The organism is Comamonas testosteroni TK102, from assembly GCF_000739375.1.
GTDB classification, from domain to species: Bacteria; Pseudomonadota; Gammaproteobacteria; order Burkholderiales; family Burkholderiaceae_C; genus Comamonas; species Comamonas brasiliensis.
In genome coordinates this window covers 1,650,384-1,675,079 of sequence record NZ_CP006704.1, presented here as the reverse complement: position 1 = coordinate 1,675,079, position 24,696 = coordinate 1,650,384, and the positions used below count along the sequence as shown (strand labels likewise).

Sequence of the window (24,696 nt, the reverse complement as noted above, 5' to 3'; positions counted from 1 at the left end):
CAGGCCGCGCAGCATGGCTGCGCGGCCCTTTCATTGAAATGCTGCTCTCCTGATAGTTTCACCCCCTTCATGGACAGCTACTTGAGGCAGACTCAAGACATGAAAAAGGCCAGCGATCGCTGGCCTCCGTGCTTTCTGCAGAACCTTGGCTACTGCTCGAACTTTACCTTGAGAAACTGCAGCAACTGCTTGCCGGCCAGGCTGCGTGCGGTTTCATCGCGCCCGGCGATATAGCCCACCTTGACGCAGTCTCCCAGCGCTTTACCGCTTTGCACCCGGATTCTGTAGCGTGTCTGGCGATCAGTCTGAGCCCCGGCGGGAATCAGAGGCTGGCCATTGAAGACGGGAAAGTCCTTGTCGTTGAACTCGATGGTGCAGCCAGCCAGGTAGGGACGATTCGTCATCTCGCGCGGCTTGTCGCTTTCCCAGTCATGGCCGGCCCTGGCATAGACCACGGTGCTGACTTCGGAGCCGGCCTCACGCAGGATCTTTTCCTGCTGCGCGCAGGCAACCAGATCATTCGATGCATCCTCCCCCGCTCTGAAGCTGAGCAAGGGCGAGCCTGTGGTCTTGCGTGACTGCAGCAGCGCGTAGCAAGGCCCGTAGAAGTCCACATGCAAGGCAAAGGGCTGGATGAAAGGTGCCAGCTTGTCTCGAATACGGGCATCCAGACTCATGCGCGCCGCGATTCCGCCCTTGGAAAAGCCCATCACCCCGATACGCCAGCCATCGATGGCGGGGTGTTTGTTCAAGGCCTTGAGTGCGGCATAGGCATCGGCCACGGCATCGAACTCGGAGGTACCCATGATCTTGAGCGCGTAAGGCATGTCTTCGCTGATGCCGCGCGGCTTGAAGTTATCGACCAGCAGCGCAGCAATGCCGTTGTCGGCCAGCATCTGTGCCATTTCGCTCTCGCGCCCGGGAATGGCACCGGCGCCGCCCGGCAGGACCACCATGGCCGGCACCTGCTTCTTCTCGCTGGCCCCCTTGGGCAGGAACAGCTTGCCCATGCCCATGGTTGCCTCTGCCCTGGCCGGCTGGCCCAGCAGCACATCGAGGTCATATGGGCTGCTGGACCTGAAACGGATGTCGCCCTGTGTATCACCGTGCAGCTCGGTGGGTGCCATCAAGGGAGCTACCTTGGGCAAAGGAGGCAAGGCGTCCAGCAGATACTGCCCCGATGCGGCACTGCTCATCAATCCCAGCGCCATGGCCCTCAAGGGGGCGATCCATTTTCCGGTCGTTATTGGCATGTACTCAGACCTCTTTCAAACACAAAAGCCCGGAGAGCCGGGCTTTTGTGGTGCTGGCTCGTTGCTGTGCTTCAGAACGAGTACTTGGCGGTAACCGACAGCTGGTCGCGGTCGGCCAGAGGGCGTGCGCGCAGGGAGTCGGCGGAAGGATTGCCCAGGTAGTTGATATAGGCCACGTTGATCGAGAAATTGCTCTTGCGCACAAACGTCGCGCCAATGCTCAACCGGCTGTCGCTCTGGCCGCCGCCGAAGGTGCCGACCAGTGAACGACCGCGCAGTTGCGACTGATAGCTGATGGGGATGCTCAGATCCCAGCCCTCGAAGATGCCGGGGTAGCCCAGCGTCAGGGTCGCGCCTGCCACCAGTGAGTTGCGGGTCTTGAAGCTCAGGTTGTCGGTGGAGCTGCCATCGGCCACGCTGATCACGCGAGAGCCGGAGATTTCGGCGGCCAGGGACATGTCGTCCGCGATACCGGTGCGGCCGATATTGAAGATACCGCCGACGTTGCCCTGCACCACATCCCCACGCACCGCCACACCGTTGCCGTTGAGCACGGGCGTGCCCTTGCGGTAGCTGGCTTCGCCAAAGGCCGAGAACTTGCCGAAGGTCGTGCTGACCGTGGTTCCCAGCATCTTGATATCGTCGAAATAGCGAACCTGGTAGCCCGTCGGTATCGCGCCGTTCATGTTCACGACCAGCGAGGGAGTGCGGTCGTTGTAGTTCAGGTAGTAGAGGCCGACTTCCGTCTCGTCGGTCACGCGATAGCGACCGCCGATACCCCATTGACCCGAGCTGCTGGGGCGGATGTCATTGCCGCGTCGCAGGCCTCGGCAGGTCGCGCCGTTGTAGACACCCAGGCAGGAGGCGCCGGGACCCAGGGCATTGCTGGTGCTGGTGTACATGCCGGGAGCAGGCAGCAGCGTCTCGTGGAAGCCGAACTGGTAGTGACCCAGCAGCGAGAGCTTGGGACTGACTTCCAGCGAGGCCGAGATCTGGTCTTCAGGCAGCAGGATTTCCTTGACTTCGGCTCCGGGCGAGGCGGCCTTTGCCGCATCGCTGGGGCCCTGGGCCGCAGCGATATTGGCAAAATACATGGACTCGCCCCAGTTCACCACTTGCTTGCCCAGACGCACCGTGGCACGGGTCTCGCCCATGTTGAAGCTGGTGTATGCATAGGTATCGAGAAGACGCGAATATCCGCCGCCATAGCGCTTGGCAGCAGAGTTGAACTCGTCCACGGGACCGGCCGTGCTGATCGGGCCCTTGTTGTCGTTGCGCTGGTGGTAGACGTCGTCATAGAAGGTGCTGGCGTTCAGCACAAAGCCGCTGTCGCCCTTTGACAGCTTGCTCTCCCAGACAGCGCCCAGGCGGTTGGCCGTCAGCGCGCCCTTCTTGAAGTTGTTGTTGCCGTCCGTGTTCAGCACCGGCGACGGGTTGTCCAGACGAACACCCAGGCCATAGCTCACGTTGAGACGCCAGTCGAACTTCATACCATCGCCCAGCTCGACAGTCTCCCCCGCTTGAACCGCTCCCATGCCCAGGGACAGCAGCGCCGCCACTGCGATGGGAGTGAGTTTCTTCATATTGTTTTTCATAGTGAGTCGCTCGTTGATAAAACTTAGTTGCCCGCGTTGCGCGCGGCTTCTGGCGTGAACATGGCGGGCACGAGATCACCCTTGTTCAGGACGGGACCCTGGGCTCGTTCCTGAAAAAGGTTGTAGCCCATGTACCCGCCAGAGTTCAGGTCGTGATAGAAGGACGTGCCTGCATGCCAGGCCTTGATGTCGAAGGAGTAGTAGTAGTTGATGAAGGCGTGCTGCCACAGCTGGCCGCGCGCGTCATACATGTCCGCGGCCACGGCCTGGCCGGTGTCCTCGTCGACGAACAGCACACGCTTGCCATAGACATGCCGGAAGCCGTCCTTCAGGGTGCCTTCCACGGCCCAGACGCGACGCAGCTCATAGCGCATGAAATCGGGGTTGGCATGACCGGGCTTGAGCAGGTCGGCGTACTTCACCGTGGGCTGGTGGATCTTGTAGTTGTTGGCGGGGATGTACATTTCCTTCTTGCCCAGCAACTTCCAGCTGTAGCGCTCGGGAGAGCCGTTGAAGAGACGGTCCGAGTCGATGGTCATCTTGCCGCCGGTTCCGGCCATGGGCTGGTCGAAGCCATACTCGGGCACCTGGCGCACACGGCGTGTACCGGGGTCGTAGCTCCAGGCCAGGCGCTTGTCCTTGGCGAAGTTGACGGGCTCCACGGAGTGGGTCACGCCGCCCTTCTCGCGCTCGGGAGCCAGCGTTCTGGTGCGCGTATAGGCCATCACGCCTTCGACCGGCTTGCCCAGCATCTCCGGCTTGTTGACCATGTCCAGATTCAGGTTCTGCATGCGGCCGAAGCTCATGCTGCCGTCCGACAGCACGTTTGCCATGTCACGCGTGATGGACTCGGTGTAGGCACGCGTGGGCAGCAGGTTGTTCCAGATCACTTCCTGTCCGGTCTTGGGAATCGGGAAGTTGATCGCTCCGAAGCTGCCCTTGATGCCCATGCCGTTGTCGACGACCTCGGACTCCAGTGCATTCTTCTTCAGCACGGCGCAGACTTCATCCGTATAGCGGAAGTCACGATGCCCCTTGTAGACCGGAATCTGCATGGTCTTGGGGTACTTCTGGAACATGGCTTTCTGGCCGGCGCTGAGCTTGTCGCCATACTTGTCCATGTTCTCCGCCGTGATCACGAACAGAGGCTTTTCATCGGCATAGATATCCACGGGATGCTTGCCGCTGGATTGCACATGGGCCACGCCGGTGGGCGCACCAGCCCATTTGCCAGTGAACTCGGGAATCGTGCCTTCCTTGTTGCCGGCCTTGATGGCTCCCACGCAGGTCAATTCCTTGCCCAGCTGCTCTGCTTCGCTCGCCGGCACCTTCGCCCATGCCGACGATGCAACCATCAGGCCAACTGCCACTGCGAGCGGAGTCCTGTCTGTCACAAACTTCATCTCTGTCTCCTAGGTTCTAGAACTTATTTTTGGTGGGTGCTACAAACGAAGTACATCGCCTCGCGCAGTCCCAGTGGTTTTGCCGTTTGCAGGCAGTTGCATACTGCGTCAGCAGGTCTGTTCAACCATCGTCTGAGTTGACTACTGACAGACCCTAGAGACCTAGTCCACATGGGTAACTCAAAGAGTTTTTCCCAATGAAAAAGCCTGCTGGTGCGCGAGGCAGCAGCAGGCTTTGGAAAGCAGATCGGGAAAGTCCTAGAACCACCCCGATCCGGGCATCAACTCAGCAGATGGGCACATTCCTTGCGAATCGATGCCTTGAGCATCTTGCCGGCGGGATTGCGCGGCAAAGGCTCGGCACGCACGACGATACGGCTGGGCACCTTGTAGCTGGCCAGCCGCTGAGCCACGAACTCGCGAAGCAGCTCGGGAGTGACCTGACTCCACGATTTCCCGACCACCACGGCTACGACCTGCTCGCCCGTGACCTCGTGCGGCATGGAGAACACGGCGGCCTCCTCCAGCGACTCATGCTGCAGCAGGCAGGCCTCGACCTCGGCCGCGGCAATCTTTTCACCGCTGCGGTTGATCACGTCCTTGATGCGGTCGACGATGGTCAGGAAGCCCTCATCGTTCAGAAAGCCTATGTCTCCGGTGTGGAACCAGCCCCCCTGCATGGCCTTGGCGGTAGCCTCCTCGTCGCCGCAATAGCGCTCCATCAGGGTCACGCCCCGCAGCCAGATCTCGCCGCTCTGCCCCACGGGCAGGGCGGCGCCATCCAGGTCGGCAATACGCACCTCGATGATGGGCGACAGCACCCCCGAGCTACGCGGATGCTCCTCGAACATGCGACCCGAGCTGCCTGCGCAGACGCCGTTGGATTCGGTCAGTCCAAATCCTATGCCGGACATGCGCCCCTTGAACTTGGTCAGCACCTCATCGATCAGGCGCGGGTGCAGTCCCGCCCCGCCAAAGCCCACGCCGGAGAGATTGCCCGAGCTTTGCGGCTGCTCGAAGCCGGGCAGGCCGATCAGCTGCTGCACCATGCTGGGCGCACCATTGAACTGGGTGACTTTCTCGTTGCGGATCAGCTCGGCAGCCTTCTCGGGCTCCCAGCGGTGCACAAAGATCAGGCGGCGGCCATGGCGCAGGCTGACCAGCAGCTGGGCATGCAGGCCGCTGACGTGGAACAGCGGCACGGCCGACAAGGTGGTCGGCTGCAGCTGCCGCGCCATGATGGCGGCAATCGCGTCCGGCGAGGTCATGGCCGCCACTGCGCCGATGAAGTCGATATTGAAGATGCCCTGGCACACGGCACGGTGCGTGGACTCCACGCCCTTGGCACGGCTGGTGGCACCCGATGTGAACAGGATCAGCGCAGCTTCATCGGCACTCAGCTGCGGCGACACAAAGCCATCATGACCGCCTGCGGTCAGCGCCAGCCAGCTGATGTCGCCAGCCTCACCATCCACCACCACCGTCTTGATGGCAGTCTGCGCAATGGCCTGGCTGATGCGAGCGTGGCGGTCGGCATCGCAGATCAGCATCACCGGACTCGTGTCCTCCAGATTGGCCATCAGTTCGCTGCTCAGACCAAAGCTGTTCAGAGGCACCGGCACGGCGCCAAGCAAGGCCGTGGCAGCAAAGGCCACCGCCCACTCGGGGCGGTTGCGCATGGCGATGGCCACCCGGTCGCCGGCCTTGAGGCCTTGCTGCTTCTGCAAGCGGCTGGCCAGTGCGTCGGCTGCGGCAAAGAAGCGGTCGAAGGTCCAGCGATCATCGCCATAGACCATGAACTCGGCCGCACCGTGGACCCGGCCCGCATCGATCAGCTGGGCCAGATTCTGAAACGCATTGCGATAGGCGGCCACGCTGCGCCCATCGGGCAGCGTGATCTGCTGCACTTCAAAAGGTGCGCCCGCCGCCGTCAGCTGAGCGCGAACGCTGCGGATCTTTTCACCTATGGAAACCAAGGCATCGCTCATCTCAGAAACCTTTCAGTTGTGCAAAGCGGTTGCGGTGATAGCTGCCGTCGCCCAGCAGGCGTTGCAAGACGCGTGCCCGCTTGAAGAACAGACCGATGTCCAGTTCGTCCGTCACCCCGATGCCGCCATGCAGCTGTATGGCCTCGTTGCAGAGCTTCTCGCAGAGGTCGGATGCCCTGGCCTTGGCCATGCTGACCAGCTCGGGCACCTTGTCTTCGCGGCCCGAGTCAATGGCTTCGAGGGCCGCCAGCACGCAGCTCTCCAGCAGCTCAAGCTCCACATACAGGCGTGCCGCACGGTGCTGCAATGCCTGGAATGAGCCGATCTGCACATCGAACTGAACGCGCTCCTTCAGATAGCTTGTCGTGCGCTCGAACACCTCACGCAGCAGGCCCAGCGACTCTGCGGCAAGACAGGCTCTGGCCCGGTCCAGCACTTCCTCCAGCGCCCGAGCCGCCGGCCTGGCCACCAGTGCCATCTCGGCACTCAGAGCCACCTGGTCAAACCGCACGCGCGCCATGTTGCGGCTGTCTATCACGCTCATGGGGCTGACGCTGACACCTTGGGCATCGGCAGGCACCAGCCACAGGCCGGGAGCACCTTCGCCCGAGACAGCCTGCACCACAAAGCCATTGGCGCCCACGCCATCCAGCACAAAGGCCTTTTCGCCGCTCAGGCTCCAGCCTGTGCCGGACTGCTCGGCCACCGCACCCGATGCATCGGCCTGATGCTGGCCGGCTTTTCCCTCTAGGGCCAGCGCCAGCCTGGCCTGACCACTGGCGAGCAGGGGCAGCCACTGCGCCTGCTGGGCCGCAGAGCCCGCGCGAATCAGCAGCTCCGGTGCCAGCACGGCCTGGCTCAGCAACGGCTGGGCCGACAGGTTGCGGCCAATCGCCTCAAACACGGCACCCATGCCCAGATAGCCTGCAGCCAGCCCCTCATGCGATTCGGGCAGTACCGCCACGGGCCATCCCATCTCCACCATCTGCTGCCACAGCGACGTATCAAAGCCCTGTTCCACCTTTGCATCGCGCAGGCGACGCTGCTGGGCCACAGGCGCTTCCTGCGCGAGAAAGGCTGCAGCACTGTCCTTGAGCAGTTCCTGCTCTTGCGACAAAAGCATGGTCATATTCTTGTCTCCATTTCAATTCGTTATCCGCCGCCCCGCAGCGTGGCGCCAAGCCGCATTGCAGCCCACGGTCAAGGCAGTTCCAGCACCCGCTTGGCAATGATGTTGAGCTGCACCTCCGAGCTGCCGCCGGCAATCGTGTAGCTCTTGGAGCGCAGCCAGGCACGGCCTACCTCGATCTCGTCGGCCGTGAAGTCATCGCCGGCGTCCCAGCCCAGGCCACGCAGGCCCAGCGCCTGCTGCAGCAGCTCGTACTTGGCAACCTCCTGCTCGGTCTGCACCAGCTTCATGATGCTGGAGGGGCCGGAAACATCCTGGCGCGCCAGCGCCTTTTCGGTCACCCGGCGATGGGTCAGGGCGAAAGACTGCGCATCCATCAGCAGTCCAGCCAGCTTGTCGCGCAGTGCGCCATCGCGGACCTGCCCCTGGTCATCCACCATATAGGGCAGTGCGGTCCTGAGAGCATCGTGCGAGGGCGCGCCGCCTTCCGTGAACTTGGACATGGCCGCACGCTCGTGCTGCAGCAGCTTCTTGGCCAGCGACCAGCCTTCGCCTTCCCTGCCCACCAGCTGGCGCACAGGCACCCGCACGTCGTCAAAGAAGACCTGGCAGAAGCTGGACTTGCCACTGATCAGCTCTATGGGCTTGACCGTGACGCCCGGGCTCTTCATGTCGATCAGCAGGAAGCTGATGCCGTCCTGCTTCTTGCCTTCGCTGCTGGTGCGGACCAGCGCGTACATCCAGTCACCCTTGTCTCCGTCCGAAGTCCAGATCTTTCCCCCGTTGACGATATAGGCCTCGCCCTGCTCGTCCGTCACGCGCCTGGCCGAGGTCTTGAGGCTGGCCAGATCCGAGCCGGCATTGGGCTCCGAAAAGCCCTGGCACCAGCGCTGCTCGCCGCGCATCATGGGCAGCAGATGCTCGAGCTTTTGCTCGTGCGTCCCCACCTCCACCAGGACCGGCCCCAGCATCCACACGCCCAGGTTGTACTGGGGCTGGCGGCAACCGAGACGGGCCATCTCCGCGTCCAGGATGCGGGCTTGCTTGGGAGAGAGGCCTCCACCGCCGTATTCACGCGGCCAGGACGGCGCGAACCAGCCGCGGTCGCGCATGCGCTCGAACCACAGTTTCTGATCCTCGCTCGTGAACTGCAGCCGGGAGCTGCCCCAGACCATCTCCTCGGAGACAATGGGGCGGCGCATGCTCGCAGGACAGTTCTCCTCCAGCCACTGCGCCACGTCTTGTTTGAATGTTTCCAGTTCCGTCATGGCTTCCTCACCTCGGCCAACGAGAAATATGCAATCTTGCCTTCACCCGCGGTGCGCAACAGCACTCCATCCTGGTGAAGCAGGTTCAAATGGGCTATCGTTTCCCCTAGGGCCATCAGGCGATCCACAGGACTGCGCAGCCGGGGAAAGAGCACCGGCACCAGTTCGGCCGCCGTTGCGCACCCCACCTGGCCCAGATGCCCGGTCAGCAGCGCAAACTGCTCGGCATGGTGCTCGTGCACCTGGACCAGACGCTCGTGCAGGCCGTAGAACACGCCCTGATGCGATGGCAGCACCAGGGTGTCGGCCGGCAGCTCGCCCAGTCGATGCAGCGAATCGATCCAGAGCTTGAGCGGATTGCCCTCCGGCTCGATGGGGCTGACCATCACGTTCGAGGTGATGCGCGGCAGCACCTGATCACCGGCCAGCAAAATGCCCTCGTCCTCGCAATACAGACAGGCATGCTCGGGCGAATGCCCCTCGCCCAGCACAATGCGCCACTGGCGCTCCCCGATCTGCAGCAGCTCGCCCGGATGAATGCGCTGGTAATGGCTGGGCTGCCTGGGCATGAACGGGTCCTTGCGCATGGCAGTCAGCATGCTGTCCAGCTCCTCGCTGCTCACCCCTGCACGCACATAGAACTCGCGATGCGCCTCGGGCAGCGGATCGGGCGGCGGCCCCATCAGCGAGCGCAGCATCATGAACTCGCCATAGGTCATGAGCAGCGGCACGCCAAAGCGCTGCTGCAACCACCATGCCGCCCCCGCATGGTCATAGTGGCAGTGGGTGCAGATCACGCGGGTCAGCGGCTGTCCGGCCAGCTTCTGCGCAAAGATCTTCTCCCACAGCTCGAAGGTGGCAGGGATTCCCAGCCCCGTGTCCACCAGCGCCCAGCCGTCGCCGTCCCTGAGCAGATAGACATTGATGTGATCCAGGGCCATGGGCATGGGCATGCGCAGCCACAGCAGGCCGGGCACGATCTCCACATGGCTGCCATCGGCTGGCGGCGGCTCGAAGGGGTAGCGCAGCACCTCTGCGGGCTTGGCCCGTACGCGCTCCTGCGCGACGGCGCTAGCCACGCAGAGCCTCTTCAAGTGCGGCGGCAGTCAGCGGCACATAGGTCTGCAGCCTGTCATTGCGCACAAACAGCGGATCGGCGCCGGGAACGCCGTCATAGCCCTGCTTCTGCAGATCCACCTTGCGCAGCTTGTAATTGCCGGTCATGTCCGGCGTATCCATCAGGCGCACGAACAGCGGTGCTGCATAGCGTGGCAGGCGGGAGATGGCCAGCTCCCAGAAGGCTCCGGGGTCGAACCCGGCACCCTCATGCATCACCAGGGCGGCCATGCCTGCACGACCGCCATGGCCGGGAACCTGCACGCCATAGACGGTAATTGCATCCAGGCCCTTGAAGTCCCCCAGCGCATCGCCGACCTCCATGGTCGATACGTTCTCGCTCTTCCAGCGGAAGGTATCGCCGATGCGGTCCACAAACCAGCAATAGCCGTCTTCGTCGCAACGCAGCAGATCGCCCGAGGTCCACCAGACATCGCCCGGCTGGAAGACATTGCGCAGCAGCTTCTTCTCGGAAGCTTCCTCGCTGGTATAGCCTTCGAAGCGCCCGGCGACCACGCCCGGATACTGAATGACCATGCCTATGGCTTCGCCGGGCTCGTTCACGCCGGCCAGCTGCAGAAATCCGTTCTCGTCGCGGATGTAATCGCCTTTTTCCTGGTCGTAGCGGACCAGGCGCAGATTGGTTTTCTCCCAGAAGGGCACACGACCGCAGGAGCCGATCCGATTGTCAAGATTGATGGTGTTGGTGTTGGACTCCGTCCCGCCCCAGCCCTCGTAAATCTGGAACACGGCGCCGAAGCGCGAGGTCCATTGCTGCCAGATCTCCGGCGTGAGCCCGGTTCCAGCCATCTTGCGCAAGCTGTGCTCCCGGTCCTGGTCGGTCGCAGGCGCGCTGAGCAGAAAGCGGCAGATCTCCCCCACATACTGGCAAAAGCTGATGCCATGCGTGCGGATATCGCGCCAGAACTCGCTGCGGCTGAACTTGCGGCGCACCACGATGCGCGCGCCTGCAGCCATGGCGGTTGCGGTCAGCGACATGGAAGCCGCACCATGGTAGAGCGGCAGAAAGCAGTAAAAGCAGTCGTCCCGGGTGATTTCCCAGAGCAGCTGCATGGAGTCTCCCGCCATCAGCCAGCGGGCATGGCTGATGACCGCAGCCTTGGGCAGGCCCGTGGTGCCGGAGGTGAAGATGTACTGTGCCGTATCGCCGGCCAGCACGCCCTCGCGCCATGCAAGCGGTACGGGTGAGTCGTCCTGGCTCGCGGCCAACGCCTGCAGATCCGGACCGAACTGCGACAGAACTTCCGCTTCCGCGGGCCTGTCCTCATCCGGCCAGTGCCAGTAGTTCAGTGCGGTGTTCAGACCTTCGGCCTGCGCAAAGCGCTGCACACATTCCTCGCCCACGATCACATGGCCGGCCCTGGTCACCTCCAGCGCGTGCGTCAGCGGCTTGCCCGTCACATGGGTGTTGATGAAGGCCACCACGGCCCCCAGCTTGGCCACGCCGAACCAGGCAAAGAAAAAGGCGGGACGATTCTCGATGGCCATGGCCACCACATCGCCTTTTCTCACTCCCTGCCCGTGCAGCGCACGAGCCACCTGATCGGCGCGCTGATTGAACTGCGCGTAGGTGTAGCGCACATCGCCTTCGGTCAGAAAGATGCGCTCGCCGAAATCTCGCGCACAGTCCTCCAGGCGATCGGCCATGGTGTAGGGCGTATCGGCCATGTACTTGGCCGCAATGGGCGCGCGACGATCCAGCTTGAGCTGGGTCTGCTCGCGCGACACCACAGTCGTGTCGCTCATCACATGTCTCCTTGGTTTTTTTGTCTTAGATCAGCGCTGAGGACGTGGCATGCCGAGGCCGAACTGGGCAATCAGCTCGCGCTGGATCTCGTTCGTGCCGCCACCGAAGGTGTTGATGGTGGAGGCGCGCAGCTCATACTCCAGCTCGCCCATCAGATAGGACGCCGCCGAGCCGCCACGCACCAAAGCGCTGCTGCCCACGATGTCCATCAATCGATGCAGCACCTCGACCACGCCTTCCGAGCCATAGACCTTGGTGGCAGAAGCCAGGCTCACATCCATGGCACCGGCTTCCAGACTGGCCGCGATGCGGAAGTTGGTCAGCCGCATGGCTTCAAGGCGGGCATAGCACTCGGCCAGGCTGCGCCTGACCCATGCCTGATCGACAGCGCGCCGGCCCTGCTCGTCCCTGGCCTTGGCCCACTGCAGCACCTTGGCGAAGGGGTCGAACACTTTGTCCGACCAGGCCCCCAGACCCAGGCGCTCGTGGTTGAGCTGGGCGGTGATCAGCTTCCAGCCGCCATTGAGCTGGCCGATCAGACGTGCTGCGGGCACTTCAACATTGTCGAAATACGTGGCTGCCGTGTAATTGCCCACAGTCTGAATCAGCGTGTGCGAAAAGCCCTTGTCCCGGGCATCGACCACCATGATGGAAATACCTTTGTGGCGGGCCAGCTCCGGGTCGGTGCGGGCAGCCAGCCATACGTAGTCGGCCGACTCGATGCCTGAAGTCCACAGCTTCTGGCCGTTGACCACAAAGTGCCCGGTCTGCAGATCGCCCTGCAGCTGGGCCTGCGTCTTGAGCATGGCGAGGTCGGAGCCGGCACCGGGCTCGGAATAACCAATGGCGAAGATGATGTCGCCGCTGGCCATGCCCGGCAGAAACTCCTGCTTCTGCGCCTCGGTGCCATACTCCATCAGCGCGGGACCGACAGTGCTGATGGTGACGAAAGGCAGTGGAGCCCCGGCGATATTCGCTTCCTCAAAGAAGATCAGCTGCTCGGTGGCCGACAGGCCCTGGCCGCCGAACTCCTTGGGCCAGCCAATCGCCAGCCAGCCATCGCGCCCCATCTTGCGGATCAGCTCGCGGTATTCGTCGCCGCCCTCGGCACCGCGCATGCGGGCCTTGAGCTCGGGCGTCATCAGCGCCTGAAAGTAGTCGCGGCACTTCAGGCGCAGCGCATGCTGCTCGGGAGTCAGGTCAATGAACATGAATGTCTCCTTGCCATCAGGCCTCGTCGCCCAGAATCAGGCCGCTGGTGGGCACGCCGGTACCGGCGGTCACCACCATGTTGTGCACGTCCTTGACCTGGTTGACCGAAGTGCCACGAATCTGACGCACCGCTTCGGCAATGCCGTTCATGCCGTGGATATAGGCCTCGCCCAGCTGACCGCCATGGGTGTTGACGGGCAGGGAGCCGCCGCGCGCATGCTCGCCGCCGCGGATGAAATCCTTGGCCTCGCCGCGCTTGACGAAACCGAACTCCTCGAGCTGAGGCAGCACAAAGGGCGAGAAATGGTCGTATAGCACCGCGCTTTGCACATCCTTGGGCGTCAGGCGGCTTTGCTGCCACAGCTGGCTGGCCACATGCCCCATCTCGGGCAGGCCGGTGATGTCCTCGCGGTAGAAGGAAGTCATGGACTGCTGACCGTCGGAGATGCCCTGGGCTGCGGCCTTGATGTAGACCGGCTTGGCCTTCATCTCGCGGGCACGGTCGCTCGATGTGATGACCATGGCCACGGCACCGTCGGACTCCTGACAGCAGTCCAGCAGGTGCAGCGGCTCGCAGATCCAGCGGCTGGCCTGGTGCTCCTCCAGTGTGATGGGCTTGCCGTAGAAGAATGCGTTGGGATTGGTGGCGGCAAAGTCGCGCACGGCCACGGCCACACGGCCGAAGTCCTCGCTGGTGGCACCGAAGCTGTGCATATAGCGGCGCGCAAACATGCCCACCCAGGATGCCGGTGTGTGAAAGCCGTGGGGCATGTACCAGCCATAGTTCACATTGTCAAAGAATGGCGTGCTGCCAAAGCCATAGCTGCCGGTGCCGAAGCGGTACCAACTGCGCTCATTCATGGCGCGGTAGACCACGACCGTCTTGGCAATGCCCGTGGCCACGGCCATGGCCGCATGCAGCACGGGGCCGCAGGCCGCACCACCACCATGCGGTACCTGGGAGAAAAAGCTCACATTGCGAGCCCCGAGCAGGCGGGCGATTTCATACTCGGGAACCTTGTCCACGGAGTACGAAGAAAAGCCGTCCACCTCCTTGGGGTCGATGCCGGCATCGCTGAGCGCAGCCAGCGTCGCCTCCATGGCCAGACGCAGCTCGGTACGGCCCGAGTTCTTGGAAAATTCTGTTGCACCCAGACCCACAATGGCGGCGCGACCGGAAATATTCATATCGTTCACAGGAATGTCTCCGCTTGTTGTTCTTAGGCCAGGGCCACTTGCACGGTGCCGCTGACATGAGAGCCCATGGAATTGCTGCCCTTGAGCGTGATCTGAACGCTGCGCGTGGCCTCGTTCTTCTCGGTCACGGAGCCCGTGAACTTCATGGTGTCGCCGGGATAGTTGGGCGCACCCAGCCGAATCTTGAGATCCATGAGGCGCGCCTCGTCGCCAGCCCAGCTCTCGACAAAGCTCTGCACCAGACCGTTGGTGGTCAGGATGTTCATGAAGATATGGGGCGAACCCAGCTCGCGCGCAGCATCGCGGTCGTGGTGACCGGGGAAATAGTCGCGCGTGGCGATGGCACCACCGGCAATCAGCGGCACGGTGATGGGCACGCTCACGGATTGCAGCTCGTCGCCCACGTTCACCGACTCGAAGCGAATAGATTGATTGGCCATGTTGTTGTCTCCTTAGCGGTCTTCGGGCAGGTCGTACTTCCAGCCGAGCGTGTCGTTGTCTGCGAGCCACTGGCCCAGCGCTTCCAGGTGCTGTTCGGCACTGCCGAGCTCGGCAGCCAGCGCACGGCACCAGAACATGAATCGGTGGATGTGATAGGTCACGTCCACACCCATGCCACCATGCACATGCTGTGCAACGCGGCCCACCTTCAGGCCCAGCTCGTTGGACTGGGCACGCACCGCATGGGCCTGAGGCACGCAGGGCAGGCCGGCATCCAGACGCCAGACCAGCTGGCTCAGCGCGCTGCGCTGGGCCTGCATGAGGATGTAGCCGTCGGCCATCTGACCCTGGACCAGCTGGAAGCTGCCTATGGGTCGGTCGAACTGCTTGCGCTCGCTCACATACTCGACCGTGCGACGCAGCTGCTCCTGCGTCACGCCCTGCTGCAGACTGGCCAGGCAGGCGATGGCCGCCTCATGAACCCAGTCCAGCGCGCGACCGCCCAGCACGGCCAGCACCGGTGTGTTGCGGAAGCTGATGTCTGCCACCGCGCAATAGTCCTCGCGCATGCCAGCCACGCGACTGACGCCATCGGCCTGCAAGCTCACCAGCACCAGCCTGATCTCGTCGCCCGCCGCCGCCGCCACCAGAGCCATCTGGGCCTGCTCGCCCAACGGCACGGCTTGCAGCTGGCCTTTGAGTCGGTCACCCTGCAACTGAAGCGCCGGCCCGCGTGTGGCCACGGCAGCCTGCAGCGACAAAGCCAGCAGCTCGCCCTGCATGGCTGACTGAACGACTGCGTCCTGCCCTTCGGCAAACCTGACAACTGCGGCGGCGGCGACCTGCTGCTGCCACAGCGGCACCTGCGCCAGCGCACGGCCCTGCTGCTCCAGCACGGCCAGCATCTCGCTCATGCCCAGACCCAGCCCCCCCTGCGGCTTCCGGCACCAGAATGCTGTGCAGGCCTGCAGCCACGCACTGCTGCCACAGCTCCTGCATAAAGGGCTGACCCGAGGCATCGTGCTCACGCAGCTTGTCGTCCGTGCAATAGTCGGCGAACAGGCTTTGCGCCATGTCGGCAAACGCACGCTGGTCTTCACTGAGTTGAAAATCCATGACGGCCTCCTCGCATCAGGCCACGGGGCGGAACTGGGCCAGAGTCAGATCACCATCAAAGGTGTTGAACTCCACCTGCACCTTCTGGCCGATCTGCACCTCGCCGGGCTTGACGCCGACCAGTTGGGCGATCACGCGCACGCCCTCCTGCAGCTCCACCAGGCCGATGGGGTTGGGGTGGTCGAAAGGCGGAACTTCGGGGTAGTGCATGACCACGAAGGAGTACACCGTGCCCTGGCCACTGGCCTCGACCGTGTCCCAGTCGAAGGAATGGCATTGGGGGCAGACGGGACCTGGTGGGTGGTGCAGATCGCCGCAGCTTTTGCAGCGCTGAATCAGGAGCTTTCCTTCCTTGAGTCCTTCCCAGAAAAAGCGGTTGTCATCGCTGACACCGGGAGCGGGTCGCTTGATCTTCGCGGCCGCCGTCGGCGCAGGTTCGGCCTTTTGCACATTGGCGGGTCGGAACTTGAAGACGCGGAACATCAGCTGGCCGACCTTCTCGTCTTCGCCGCCCAGGGCCTTGATCGAGAAATACTCCATGATCTGCGTCACGAAGTAGCCTGTTCCCAGGGCCGTGGTCTTCTCTTCGCTGATGGCTTCCAGGCGTGTCGTGTAGTACAGATCCTCGCCCTCGAGCACATCGCGCTCGAAGCTCAGCTCCGAGTTCACCGCCACGGTGGAAGGGAAGCCCTGTGCCTCGATCAGCTTCAGAACTTCATAGGGATTCTCGGTCGTGGAGCCGGGCGGGTAGTTGTTCTGCACCGGCCCTTCCATGCACCAGACCTGCAGCATGGCAGGAGGCGCAACGGTCTTGCCCTCCCTGTCGGTCTTGACGGCCACGCCCATCAGCTCGCACCACTGACGAATCATGGGGCTGTTGACCTTGTCCCAGGCATAGACACGCCCGTATTGCTTGCCCACATAGCTGCGGACTTCTGCCATCCAGTCTTGATCGGTCAAGATTGTCTCCTTTGAAATTCAGTGTTTCTGCGGTACGGATTCCGAGTTCGAGGCACTCAGGAATGCGGGGCGCTCGCCGCCGCCGTGCAGCAGCAGATTGGTGCCGCTCATGTAGGAAGCGCTCTGCGAGGCCACATACAGGCAGGCGTTGGCAATGTCCTCGGGTTCGGCCAGGCGGCCCGCAGGAATGGTCTGCGCGACCGAGGCGATACCGGCCTCGTCCCCGAAGTGCAGATGCGACTGCTCGGTACGCACCAGCCCGGGGCTGACGGCCACCACCCGCACCTTGGGTGCCCACTCCACCGCCAGAGAGCTGACCAGGCTCAGCACCGCAGCCTTGGCTGCGCCGTAGGCCGCCGTACCGGGCGAAGGGCGCAGCGCGCTGATGCTGCCGATGCAGACAATCACGCCGCCACCGTCCTGCTGCTGCATCACGGCATTCGCGGCCTGAGAGGCGTGCAGGGTCGAAAAGAGATTCAGGCGCAGCACGCTTTCATGAAAGCGCGGCGATACCGTGGCCGCATCCACATGGGGAGCGCCGCCCGCGTTGTTGACCAGAACGTCCAGGCGACCATGGCGGCGCTGCACCTCATCGACCATGTCCTTGACGGCCTGGGCCTCGCGCACATCGCAGGCCATGAAGTCCGCGCGGCGACCGCCAGCACCGGGCAGCGCTTCGGGTTGCTGGCGCCCGCAGACCACCACCGTGGCGCCTGCGGCGAGAAATCCCTGCGCAATGGCCTTGCCTATGCCCTTGGTGCCGCCGGTGACCAGCACCACCTTGTTTTGAAAGTCGTTGTTCGTATCCATGACTGCCAATTTAGATTTCGGCACCGGCAGCAGATACATCCAAAAGGACGATGTTGGTCTCTTGCCTGAAAACGACCATCGACCCTGTTCAACTCCTTGGGAAACCTAATGTCAGCAACGCCTACTGCTATTGAAAACACGAATTCCGCGCAGGAGGAACTGCTGGTTCGGCAGCAGGACAATGGCGTGGCGGTGGTGCAGCTCAACCGCCCTCAGGCCACGAATGCACTGAGCCTGTCCCTGCAGGCCGCGCTGTCCACAACCTTCACCGCGCTGAGCGCAGACGCCAGCGTGCGCTGCATTGTTCTGACCGGCGGCGACACGGTGTTCGCAGCGGGCGGCGACATCCGGAGCATGGACTCCTGCGGCCCCATAGAGATCATGAAGCGCCACACGGAGCGGGTCTGGGCGCCGATCGAGAAATGCCCCAAGCCCATCATCGCGGCGGTCTGCGGCTATGCCTTTGGAGGCGGGGCCGAGCTGGCCATGCATTGCGACATCATCATTGCCGGCCGCGGTGCCAGCTTTGCCCAGCCCGAAATTCGCATCGGCATCATGCCCGGCATCGGCGGCACCCAGCGTCTGGTGCGTGCCGTGGGCAAGTTCCAGGCCATGCGCATCCTGTTGACCGGCAAACCCGTCAGCGCCGACGAGGCCTGCGCCATGGGTCTGGTCAGCCTAGTCTGTGCAGACGATCAGGTAATCCCTGAGGCTCTGAAAATGGCAAAACTCATCGCCGCCATGCCGCCGCTGGCCGTGGAGCAGATCAAGGAAGTGGTGATTGCCGGCATGGATGCCTCGCTGGATGCCGCCCTGATGCTGGAGCGCAAGGCCAACCAGATTCTGTTTGCAACCCGGGACCAGAAGGAAGGCATGCATGCCTTCATCGAGAAACGCCAGCCGCAATTCAAGGGGGAATGAGTGCTTTCCGCCCCGGATCCGGGAGCACTGGCAGAGGACTATCTCTCAGTCATGCGACATGCAGCCATCGACAAAATCCGACCACAAGGGCCGGGAGTCCAGGTGCACATGCTTTTGCTGTGATGCCGTGAAAGGCGAGTCCAGTGTGCCCAGCGCTATGCATATCCAGTCGGCCCAGTCACCGGCCTGCCTGGACCAGAACAGCGACGAGCCGCAGTGCTGGCAGAACTGCCTGTGCACGGACGCCGAAGAGGCATAGGACTTGATATCGCTCTGCCCGGAGACTATCCACATGTCCTTGCGCGGCACGGCGCCATAGCTTGCGAACGCGGAGCCATGGCTTTTGCGGCACTGCCCGCAATGGCAGTGAGTCACGGCCCTGGGCGGCGACTGCAGCCGATAGCCGACTCTTGCACATAAACAGCTTCCCAGGTAGTTCTCGGGCACGACTCGGTCTCCAAATCCTCTATCCAAAAAACGGGGCCGCAGGCATCACCTCTGCCGCCGCGCACCTGCATGCCCGATAACGCTCACCCCGAGAAATCCGGATGGATTCCTCTGGATCGAAGCCTGCTCAGAGCATCATGCCGCCAGAGACTTCAATGCGCTGGCCCGTGACCCAGTTGTTGCCCTCGGAAAGCAAGGCGGCAACTGCGGCGCCCACATCGTCGGGGCGGCCCACCCGGCCCATGGCAGTCAGGCCGCTGATATGGGCATTGACCTGTTCATTGTCGCGCACCACGCCGCCACCGAAATCGGTCTCTATGGCGCCGGGAGCAATGGTGTTCACGGCGATGCCGCGTGCCCCCAACTCCTTGGCCAGATAGCGCGTCATCACCTCGATGCCGCCCTTCATCACCGCATAGGCGGCATAGCCGGGGAAGCTGAAGCGTGCCAGCCCGGACGAGGTATTGACGATGCGTCCGCCGTCCCTGATCAGGGGCAGCAGTTTCTGCGTCAGAAAGAACGTGCCCTTGAGGTGAATATCGACGAGCAGATCGAACTGCTCTTCTGTGGTCTCGGCAAACGGCGCCACCAGGCCGATGCCGGCATTGTTCACCAGATAGTCGAACTGCTCGCGCTGCCAGGTGTCGGCCAGCACGCCCCCGACACGGTCGGCAAACGCGGCAAAGCTCTTGCTGTCGCCCACGTCCAGGCGCAGCGCCACGGCGCGGCTGCCCAGTGCCTCGATGCGGGAGACCAGCTCCTGCGCATCGCTTTCGCTGTCCTTGTAAGTGACGATCAGATGAACGCCGAGTTCGGCCAGTTTGAGGGCTTCGCTACGGCCCAGGCCACGGCTTGCGCCGGTGATCAATGCGATACGGGGTGCAGATGCTTGCATGTCGGTCTCATGGAGGATGTCAACAAGTCAGAACTTTAGGTGTTCTCAATCCATGAATAAACACCTTGATAAAGATCTCACTGTTCACTTTGAAAATACAATCAAGAGCATGGACTTCAATGCGCTTCATGTGTTCACCCGCGTTGCCGAGCTATCCAGCTTCACCCTGGCCGCTGACCAGCTCGGGCTGACCAAAAGCCGTGTGTCGACCGTGGTCCAGCAGCTGGAAAGGCAGCTCGGAACCCGTCTGCTGCAACGCACCACCAGACATGTGCGGCTGACCGCCGATGGCGAGCAGTTCCTCGAACGCAGCAAGGAATTGATGGCCGACCTGGAACAGCTGCAAGCCATGTTCCTGCCCGCCACCAGCGGACTGCGGGGCAGTCTTCGCATCGATATGCCCAACACCCTGGCCCGGGACGTCGTCCTTCCGAAACTGCCCGAATTCCTCTCGGCCCACCCTTTGCTGGAAGTAGGCATCAGCACCAGCGACCGCCGCGTGGATGTGGTGCAGGAGGGCTTTGACTGCGTGGTGCGCATCGGCCCGCTGGCAGATACCGACTTGATCGCCCGCACGCTCGGCACGCTGGAGATGTGCAATCTGGCCAGCCCCGCCTATCTGGAGCGCCACGGCACACCCGCAACACTGGCCGACCTGTCACGCCACCGGATCATTCACTATGCAAACCAGCTCGGACGGCATGGCGCGGGCTGGGAGTATCAACGTGGCAAGGAGACCGCCCTGCAGCCCATGCGCTGCGCACTGGTGGTCAACGGCACGGATGCCTATCAGGCCGCCTGTCTTGCCGGTCTGGGCCTGATTCAGGCGCCTGTCCGGGGTGCGCGCCATCTGCTGGATCAGGGCCTTCTGGTCGAGGTCATGCCCGACTTCAAGGCGGCGCCCATGCCGGTGTCCCTGCTCTACCCGCATCGCAGACATATTGCGCCGCGGGTCACCGCTTTCCTGAACTGGATCACCGAGGTGCTGGAGCCCCATCTGGCAGGTCTGACAGGCACGGACCGCTCTTGATGCCTGACTCCTGGCCAGCATGCTTGGTGTACATAATCCGGCGATGACTTCCATTCGAGCTTCCCGCCCCGACGAAGGGGCACGAGCGATAGAGATCTGGCGCCATGCCGTTGATGCCACGCATGACTTTCTGAGTCCGCAGGATCGCGCCGAGATTGATGAGATGGTGTGCGGCTTTCTGCCACACGCCCCGCTGTGGTTCGCTGTCGACGAGCAGGATCATCCCCTGGCCTTCATGCTCATGGACCAGGGCCATATGGAAGCGCTGTTTGTGGACCCAGCCTTCCGGCACCGGGGCCTCGGTGCAGCGCTGGTGCGCCACGGCCTGACCCTACACCCCGAGATGAGCACCGACGTGAATGAGCAGAATGCGCAGGCAGTCGGCTTTTACGAACGCCTGGGCTTCAAGCGCACGGGCCGCTCTGCGCTCGATGGGCAAGGCCGCGCCTACCCAATCATCCATCTGAAATACGCCAATCCCTGAAGAGCCGGCCTGGCTGGACCAAGAGCCGATCCAGCCCGATTCACTGCATTCAGTACCTCAACAGCTATTCAAGCAAGAGCACCTAGCGTATGTCTTTTATTGGTTTCAGCCATAAAACATCTGAAACTTGAATGTAGTCAAGCGCAAGCAGCTTCTGAATAGAGAGCATGGCAGGCGTGGAACGCTGCGGCTCGGCAGCGCCGGCGCCATGAAGAGCTTGCTCAGACGCCGGCGTGAATATTCTTCTCGCCGAACAAGGCGCGCATGCTCACCACCTTGCCTGCCTCGTTGAAGCGAAAGTGATCGATGGGCGCAATCACGGTCTTGCGGCCCTGATACTCGAAACTGACGATGAAGGCGAAGGCCGCTTCGTCGGCAACCGCGCGCACCTCCTGCGTCAGCTCCACCGCCAAGGGCAGCTTAAGCGAGTTGGCATAGAACGCGCGAATCGCCTCCCTGCCGCGCCGGGGCTCGGAGCCCACGGGGTCTTCCACCGTGGCGTCATCGGCAAACAGCGCGACGAGGCCGTCCAGATCGCCGGCGTTGAGCGCAGCCACATAGCGCTGCACAACCGCGGTCATATGTTCAACAGAGTTCATCTCAGCTCCAGAATTCCAGAATAAGGCGCTCCCGAGCAAGACGGCCCCAGGTCTAAGGCAGCCAGGCTCCTGTCTCCCGGGAGCAAGCCACAAGGCGGCTCAGGGGGAATCAGAATCCCGTCGGGCGCATCACCGCATCGATACCGCCGTCGATCACGATCTGCGCGCCATGCACATAGCTGGCGGCCTCACTCATGAGAAAGGCGATGACGGATGCCATTTCGGCAGGCTCGGCGCGACGGCCCAGCGGAGGCACGAACTTGGCAATGGATTCGCCATAGCGCGGGTCCTGCAGGCCCGCCTGCAGCAAAGGCGTCTCGGTCGCGCCGGGGGCGATGGTGTTCAGGCGCACGCCGGCCTGGCCCCATGCCGTGGCGCGCTTGCGCACGGCCACCGTGAGAGCGTTCTTGCTGCCTGCATAGGCCAGGTTGCCGCCCTGCTCCCCCGCCTGTTCGACAATGGCGCGGGCCTTGGCTTCCTCGCCGGCCTCCAGCGCCGGTGCCAGCGGGTTCCTGTCGTGCGCCAGATGCGCGGAAGCCACGGACGAGATGACGACGGCTGCGGGCTGCCGGCCCTGTTTCAGCAGCGGCAGAAAAGCGTCCAGCAGCTCGGTCGCACCAAAGTAATTGACCGAAACCACATTGCCGACCACCTTGGTCTGCGGCCCCAGGCCGGCACACAGCACCAGGCCGTCCATGCTCTTGCCGCACCTGGCCTGCACATCGGCGACCGCCTGGCTGCGGCCTTGGGCCGTCGAGAGGTCGGCGATCACTTCTGCATCGCGGACATCGATTCCGACGATCTGGTGGCCGGCCGCCTCCAGGGCCTTGCGCGTGGCGGCGCCGATGCCGGTGGCGCAGCCGCTCATCACGATGATGGACATGTCTTGTTTCCTTGGATCTGGGTTGTGATGGCGCACATCAAAGCCCATCACGAAAAGTCAGACTACATGCAAACGGACGATGTGATTCCCCTAGGGAGAATTTACCGTGGCCATTCCTACACTGGCGCAACGTTTGCGTGTGAGGAAACCAGCCATGTACCCCCATCTCTTCCAACCCATCACCATCGGCCATATCACCCTCAAAAACCGGATTCTGATGGGCTCCATGCATACCGGACTGGAGGATCAGGCTCAGGGTTTCGAGAAGCTGGCCCTCTTCTACACCGAGCGTGCCCGGGAGGGGCTGCAGCTCATCGTCACCGGCGGCTTCGGCGTCAACGAATATGCACTGGGCATGCCCGAGCATGCCGAGTTCTCGACGCTGTGCACGCCCGAGCAGGCGGCCCGGCATCGCCTCATCACGGATGCCGTGCATGCCGAGGGCTGCCACATCCTCATGCAGGTGCTGCATGTGGGCCGCTACGACCACGGCAGCGGCGGCGTCTCGCCCAGCAGTGTGCTCTCCAAGCTCAGCAGCCGCAGCTCGCGCGAACTCAGCGCGGCCCAGATCGAGCAGATCATTGCCGACTATGTACGCTGTGCCTGCCTGGCCCGTGAAGCCGGCTATGACGGCGTGGAAGTCATGGGCGGCGAGGGCTATCTGATCAACCAGTTCCTGGCGCCGCTGACCAACTTCCGCACCGACGAATGGGGTGGCGATGCCACCGGCCGCAGCCGCTTTGCGCTGCGCATCGTGCAAGGCATACGCGCGGCCGTGCCCGAGAACTTCGTCATCAGCTTTCGCCTGTCCCTGATGGATCTGGTCGAGCATGGCAGCCACTGGAAGGAAGTGCTGGACCTGGCCCGCCAGCTGCAAGCCGCTGGCGTGGACCTGTTCAACACCAGCGTGGGCTGGCATGAAGCGCGCATTCCCACCATCGCCATGATGGTGCCGCGCGCGGCCTTCAGCTGGGCAGCCGAGCAGCTCAAGCGTGCGGTCAGCGTTCCCGTGGCGGCCAGCAACCGCATCAACACTCCCGAAGTGGCCGATGACCTGATTGCCCAGGGCCATGCCGACATGGTGGCCATGGCCCGCCCCTTTCTGGCCGACCCGGCCTTTGTGCGCAAGGCGCAGGCAGGCCAGAACAGCGCCATCAACACCTGCATTGCCTGCAACCAGTCCTGTCTGGATCGCATCTTCACGCGCCAGCAGGTCAGCTGTCTGGTCAACCCCAGAGCCTGCCGGGAATGGGAATGGCCCCAGGAAAAAGCCGCAGCACCGCGCAAGATCGCCGTGCTCGGCGCGGGCCCCTCGGGACTGGCCTGCGCGCGCGAGGCGGCCGACCGGGGCCACAAGGTGACGCTGTTCGAGCCCGGCATCCGCATCGGCGGCCAGTTCTTTCTGGCGCAGAAAGTGCCCGGCAAGCAGGAGCTGGGCGAGACGCTGCGCTATTTCGAGCATGAGATCCAGCGCCTGGGCATAGAGCTGCGGCTCAACACCACACCGGACATCGACACCTTGAGCGGCTTTGATCATGTGGTCGTGGCCACGGGAGTGACACCGCGGCGCAGCGGCATCGAGGGCGAGAACAGCTCCAAGGTGGTGGACTATATCGAGGCATTGCGCAGCCCCCGCTTTGTCGGCGAACGCGTGGCCATCGTGGGCGCGGGGCCGCTGGGCTTTGACATGGCCGAGCTGCTATCCCATCACAAGGCCGACGACGGCAGCGTGGCCGCCTTCGACCGCGAATGGGGCATCGATCCCGAGCGCGAGCTGCGCGGCGGCATCAAGGCCAGCGAGAAAGCCGATTCGCCGCGTCAGATCTGGCTGCTTCAGCGCAGCAAGGCGGCCATGGGCGCCAGCCTGCCCACCACCACGGGCTGGATCCGCCGCGCCCGGATCAAGAACAAGAGCGCACGCATGTTCAACGACGTGGAATACATCCATATCGACGACAACGGCCTGCACCTGCGCATACGCGGCGAGCAGCGCTGCCTGAGCGTGGACCACATCGTGGTCTGCGCCGGACAGGAGTCGCACGACCCCTGGTCGCCCAGGCTTCAGGCCTGCGGTATTGCGCATACCGTGATTGGCGGTGCACGCAATGCGCACAAGATTGATGCTGCGAGAGCCATCGAGGAAGGCGCCGAACTCGGCCGCAAACTATAGGAGACAGCGAG

General features: G+C 63.1%; 22 protein-coding genes and 1 pseudogene. 4 read left to right on the top strand and 19 right to left on the bottom strand.

All coding sequences use genetic code 11. The features are described from left to right. Positions 1–149: 149 nt before the first annotated feature. The 15 genes and pseudogenes from O987_RS07575 to O987_RS07510 all read right to left on the bottom strand — a co-directional run bounded on the left by O987_RS07575 (position 150) and on the right by O987_RS07510 (position 17,256). On the bottom strand, positions 150–1,253 hold the full coding sequence (locus O987_RS07575) for a dienelactone hydrolase family protein (protein ID WP_003057315.1): 1,104 nt from the start codon (positions 1,251–1,253) through the stop codon (positions 150–152). A 71-nt stretch (positions 1,254–1,324) separates the two neighbouring features. After that, complete coding sequence (locus O987_RS07570; protein WP_232536095.1) at positions 1,325–2,836, bottom strand: DUF1302 domain-containing protein; 1,512 nt, start codon at positions 2,834–2,836, stop codon at positions 1,325–1,327. Positions 2,837–2,871: 35 nt separating this feature from the next. Further along, positions 2,872–4,251, bottom strand: a complete 1,380-nt coding sequence (locus O987_RS07565) for a DUF1329 domain-containing protein (RefSeq protein ID WP_003057317.1) — start codon at positions 4,249–4,251, stop codon at positions 2,872–2,874. Between the two features lie 281 nt (positions 4,252–4,532). Beyond that, positions 4,533–6,239 (bottom strand): class I adenylate-forming enzyme family protein, encoded by a 1,707-nt coding sequence (locus tag O987_RS07560; RefSeq protein WP_043371397.1) that lies wholly within the window; start codon positions 6,237–6,239, stop codon positions 4,533–4,535. A 1-nt stretch (position 6,240) separates the two neighbouring features. Beyond that, a complete protein-coding gene (locus O987_RS07555) occupies positions 6,241–7,368 on the bottom strand; it encodes an acyl-CoA dehydrogenase family protein (protein ID WP_003057321.1) in 1,128 nt (375 codons plus the stop codon). A 71-nt stretch (positions 7,369–7,439) separates the two neighbouring features. Then, complete coding sequence (locus tag O987_RS07550; protein WP_043371393.1) at positions 7,440–8,636, bottom strand: acyl-CoA dehydrogenase family protein; 1,197 nt, start codon at positions 8,634–8,636, stop codon at positions 7,440–7,442. Further along, entirely contained in the window at positions 8,633–9,715 is a 1,083-nt protein-coding gene (locus tag O987_RS07545) for an MBL fold metallo-hydrolase (protein ID WP_003057325.1), read from the bottom strand. The genes O987_RS07550 and O987_RS07545 overlap by 4 nt, the downstream gene beginning before the upstream one ends. Continuing rightward, on the bottom strand, positions 9,708–11,519 hold the full coding sequence (locus O987_RS07540; RefSeq protein WP_043371391.1) for a long-chain-acyl-CoA synthetase: 1,812 nt from the start codon (positions 11,517–11,519) through the stop codon (positions 9,708–9,710). The genes O987_RS07545 and O987_RS07540 overlap by 8 nt, the downstream gene beginning before the upstream one ends. Before the next feature lie 30 nt (positions 11,520–11,549). After that, complete coding sequence (locus O987_RS07535; protein ID WP_043371388.1) at positions 11,550–12,731, bottom strand: acyl-CoA dehydrogenase family protein; 1,182 nt, start codon at positions 12,729–12,731, stop codon at positions 11,550–11,552. A gap of 16 nt (positions 12,732–12,747) precedes the next feature. After that, entirely contained in the window at positions 12,748–13,920 is a 1,173-nt protein-coding gene (locus O987_RS07530; protein WP_043005774.1) for a lipid-transfer protein, read from the bottom strand. Between the two features lie 32 nt (positions 13,921–13,952). Further along, positions 13,953–14,369 carry a MaoC family dehydratase gene (locus O987_RS07525; RefSeq protein WP_003057334.1) on the bottom strand — a complete coding sequence of 139 codons (417 nt, stop codon included), beginning with the start codon at positions 14,367–14,369 and terminating at the stop codon, positions 13,953–13,955. Between the two features lie 12 nt (positions 14,370–14,381). Next, a complete protein-coding gene (locus O987_RS07520; protein ID WP_235214295.1) occupies positions 14,382–15,284 on the bottom strand; it encodes an acyl-CoA dehydrogenase family protein in 903 nt (300 codons plus the stop codon). A gap of 58 nt (positions 15,285–15,342) precedes the next feature. Continuing rightward, positions 15,343–15,444, bottom strand: a pseudogene (locus O987_RS29375) (hypothetical protein); the annotation flags it as partial. A 57-nt stretch (positions 15,445–15,501) separates the two neighbouring features. Beyond that, positions 15,502–16,446 carry a Zn-ribbon domain-containing OB-fold protein gene (locus O987_RS07515; protein ID WP_043371381.1) on the bottom strand — a complete coding sequence of 315 codons (945 nt, stop codon included), beginning with the start codon at positions 16,444–16,446 and terminating at the stop codon, positions 15,502–15,504. An 18-nt stretch (positions 16,447–16,464) separates the two neighbouring features. Continuing rightward, a complete protein-coding gene (locus O987_RS07510; protein WP_003057341.1) occupies positions 16,465–17,256 on the bottom strand; it encodes an SDR family oxidoreductase in 792 nt (263 codons plus the stop codon). Positions 17,257–17,364: 108 nt separating this feature from the next. Here O987_RS07510 and O987_RS07505 point away from each other — a divergent pair, with 108 nt between their 5' ends. Beyond that, the gene (locus O987_RS07505; protein WP_043371379.1) at positions 17,365–18,177 is read left to right on the top strand and encodes an enoyl-CoA hydratase; all 813 of its coding nucleotides are present in this window, start codon (positions 17,365–17,367) and stop codon (positions 18,175–18,177) included. A gap of 45 nt (positions 18,178–18,222) precedes the next feature. On the opposite strand, the gene O987_RS07500 is transcribed toward O987_RS07505, so the two are convergent. Together O987_RS07500 and O987_RS07495 are read right to left on the bottom strand one after the other, a co-directional pair. Then, positions 18,223–18,624 carry a GFA family protein gene (locus O987_RS07500; protein ID WP_043371377.1) on the bottom strand — a complete coding sequence of 134 codons (402 nt, stop codon included), beginning with the start codon at positions 18,622–18,624 and terminating at the stop codon, positions 18,223–18,225. A gap of 127 nt (positions 18,625–18,751) precedes the next feature. Continuing rightward, positions 18,752–19,519: an SDR family NAD(P)-dependent oxidoreductase gene (locus O987_RS07495; protein ID WP_043371375.1), complete on the bottom strand. Its 768-nt coding sequence runs from the start codon at positions 19,517–19,519 to the stop codon at positions 18,752–18,754. Positions 19,520–19,628: 109 nt separating this feature from the next. Here O987_RS07495 and O987_RS07490 point away from each other — a divergent pair, with 109 nt between their 5' ends. After that, positions 19,629–20,549, top strand: coding sequence for a LysR family transcriptional regulator (locus O987_RS07490; protein WP_043371372.1), 921 nt, complete (start codon positions 19,629–19,631; stop codon positions 20,547–20,549). Positions 20,550–20,592: 43 nt separating this feature from the next. Then, positions 20,593–21,033, top strand: coding sequence for an acetyltransferase (locus O987_RS07485; RefSeq protein ID WP_043371370.1), 441 nt, complete (start codon positions 20,593–20,595; stop codon positions 21,031–21,033). Between the two features lie 221 nt (positions 21,034–21,254). Here the strand turns inward: O987_RS07485 and O987_RS07480 are convergent, their stop codons facing one another. Both O987_RS07480 and O987_RS07475 read right to left on the bottom strand, forming a co-directional pair. Beyond that, the gene (locus O987_RS07480; protein ID WP_043371367.1) at positions 21,255–21,632 is read right to left on the bottom strand and encodes a steroid Delta-isomerase; all 378 of its coding nucleotides are present in this window, start codon (positions 21,630–21,632) and stop codon (positions 21,255–21,257) included. 109 nt (positions 21,633–21,741) lie between these two features. Continuing rightward, positions 21,742–22,515 carry a 3-alpha-hydroxysteroid 3-dehydrogenase gene (locus tag O987_RS07475; RefSeq protein ID WP_043371364.1) on the bottom strand — a complete coding sequence of 258 codons (774 nt, stop codon included), beginning with the start codon at positions 22,513–22,515 and terminating at the stop codon, positions 21,742–21,744. A gap of 154 nt (positions 22,516–22,669) precedes the next feature. Between O987_RS07475 and O987_RS07470 the strand changes: the two genes are divergently transcribed. Continuing rightward, entirely contained in the window at positions 22,670–24,685 is a 2,016-nt protein-coding gene (locus O987_RS07470) for an NADPH-dependent 2,4-dienoyl-CoA reductase (RefSeq protein WP_043371362.1), read from the top strand. Positions 24,686–24,696 lie beyond the last annotated feature (11 nt).

Bases quoted from the DNA above. Each gene is read 5' to 3' on its own strand.
- O987_RS07575 (WP_003057315.1), bottom strand. From the start codon at position 1,253: ATGCCAATAACGACCGGAAAATGGATCGCCCCCTTGAGGGCCATGGCG.
- O987_RS07570 (WP_232536095.1), bottom strand. From the start codon at position 2,836: ATGAAGAAACTCACTCCCATCGCAGTGGCGGCGCTGCTGTCCCTGGGC.
- O987_RS07565 (WP_003057317.1), bottom strand. From the start codon at position 4,251: ATGAAGTTTGTGACAGACAGGACTCCGCTCGCAGTGGCAGTTGGCCTG.
- O987_RS07560 (WP_043371397.1), bottom strand. From the start codon at position 6,239: ATGAGCGATGCCTTGGTTTCCATAGGTGAAAAGATCCGCAGCGTTCGC.
- O987_RS07555 (WP_003057321.1), bottom strand. From the start codon at position 7,368: ATGACCATGCTTTTGTCGCAAGAGCAGGAACTGCTCAAGGACAGTGCT.
- O987_RS07550 (WP_043371393.1), bottom strand. From the start codon at position 8,636: ATGACGGAACTGGAAACATTCAAACAAGACGTGGCGCAGTGGCTGGAG.
- O987_RS07540 (WP_043371391.1), bottom strand. From the start codon at position 11,519: ATGAGCGACACGACTGTGGTGTCGCGCGAGCAGACCCAGCTCAAGCTG.
- O987_RS07535 (WP_043371388.1), bottom strand. From the start codon at position 12,731: ATGTTCATTGACCTGACTCCCGAGCAGCATGCGCTGCGCCTGAAGTGC.
- O987_RS07530 (WP_043005774.1), bottom strand. From the start codon at position 13,920: ATGAATATTTCCGGTCGCGCCGCCATTGTGGGTCTGGGTGCAACAGAA.
- O987_RS07525 (WP_003057334.1), bottom strand. From the start codon at position 14,369: ATGGCCAATCAATCTATTCGCTTCGAGTCGGTGAACGTGGGCGACGAG.
- O987_RS07520 (WP_235214295.1), bottom strand. From the start codon at position 15,284: ATGAGCGAGATGCTGGCCGTGCTGGAGCAGCAGGGCCGTGCGCTGGCG.
- O987_RS07510 (WP_003057341.1), bottom strand. From the start codon at position 17,256: ATGGATACGAACAACGACTTTCAAAACAAGGTGGTGCTGGTCACCGGC.
- O987_RS07505 (WP_043371379.1), top strand. From the start codon at position 17,365: ATGTCAGCAACGCCTACTGCTATTGAAAACACGAATTCCGCGCAGGAG.
- O987_RS07495 (WP_043371375.1), bottom strand. From the start codon at position 19,519: ATGCAAGCATCTGCACCCCGTATCGCATTGATCACCGGCGCAAGCCGT.
- O987_RS07490 (WP_043371372.1), top strand. From the start codon at position 19,629: ATGGACTTCAATGCGCTTCATGTGTTCACCCGCGTTGCCGAGCTATCC.
- O987_RS07485 (WP_043371370.1), top strand. From the start codon at position 20,593: ATGACTTCCATTCGAGCTTCCCGCCCCGACGAAGGGGCACGAGCGATA.
- O987_RS07480 (WP_043371367.1), bottom strand. From the start codon at position 21,632: ATGAACTCTGTTGAACATATGACCGCGGTTGTGCAGCGCTATGTGGCT.
- O987_RS07475 (WP_043371364.1), bottom strand. From the start codon at position 22,515: ATGTCCATCATCGTGATGAGCGGCTGCGCCACCGGCATCGGCGCCGCC.
- O987_RS07470 (WP_043371362.1), top strand. From the start codon at position 22,670: ATGTACCCCCATCTCTTCCAACCCATCACCATCGGCCATATCACCCTC.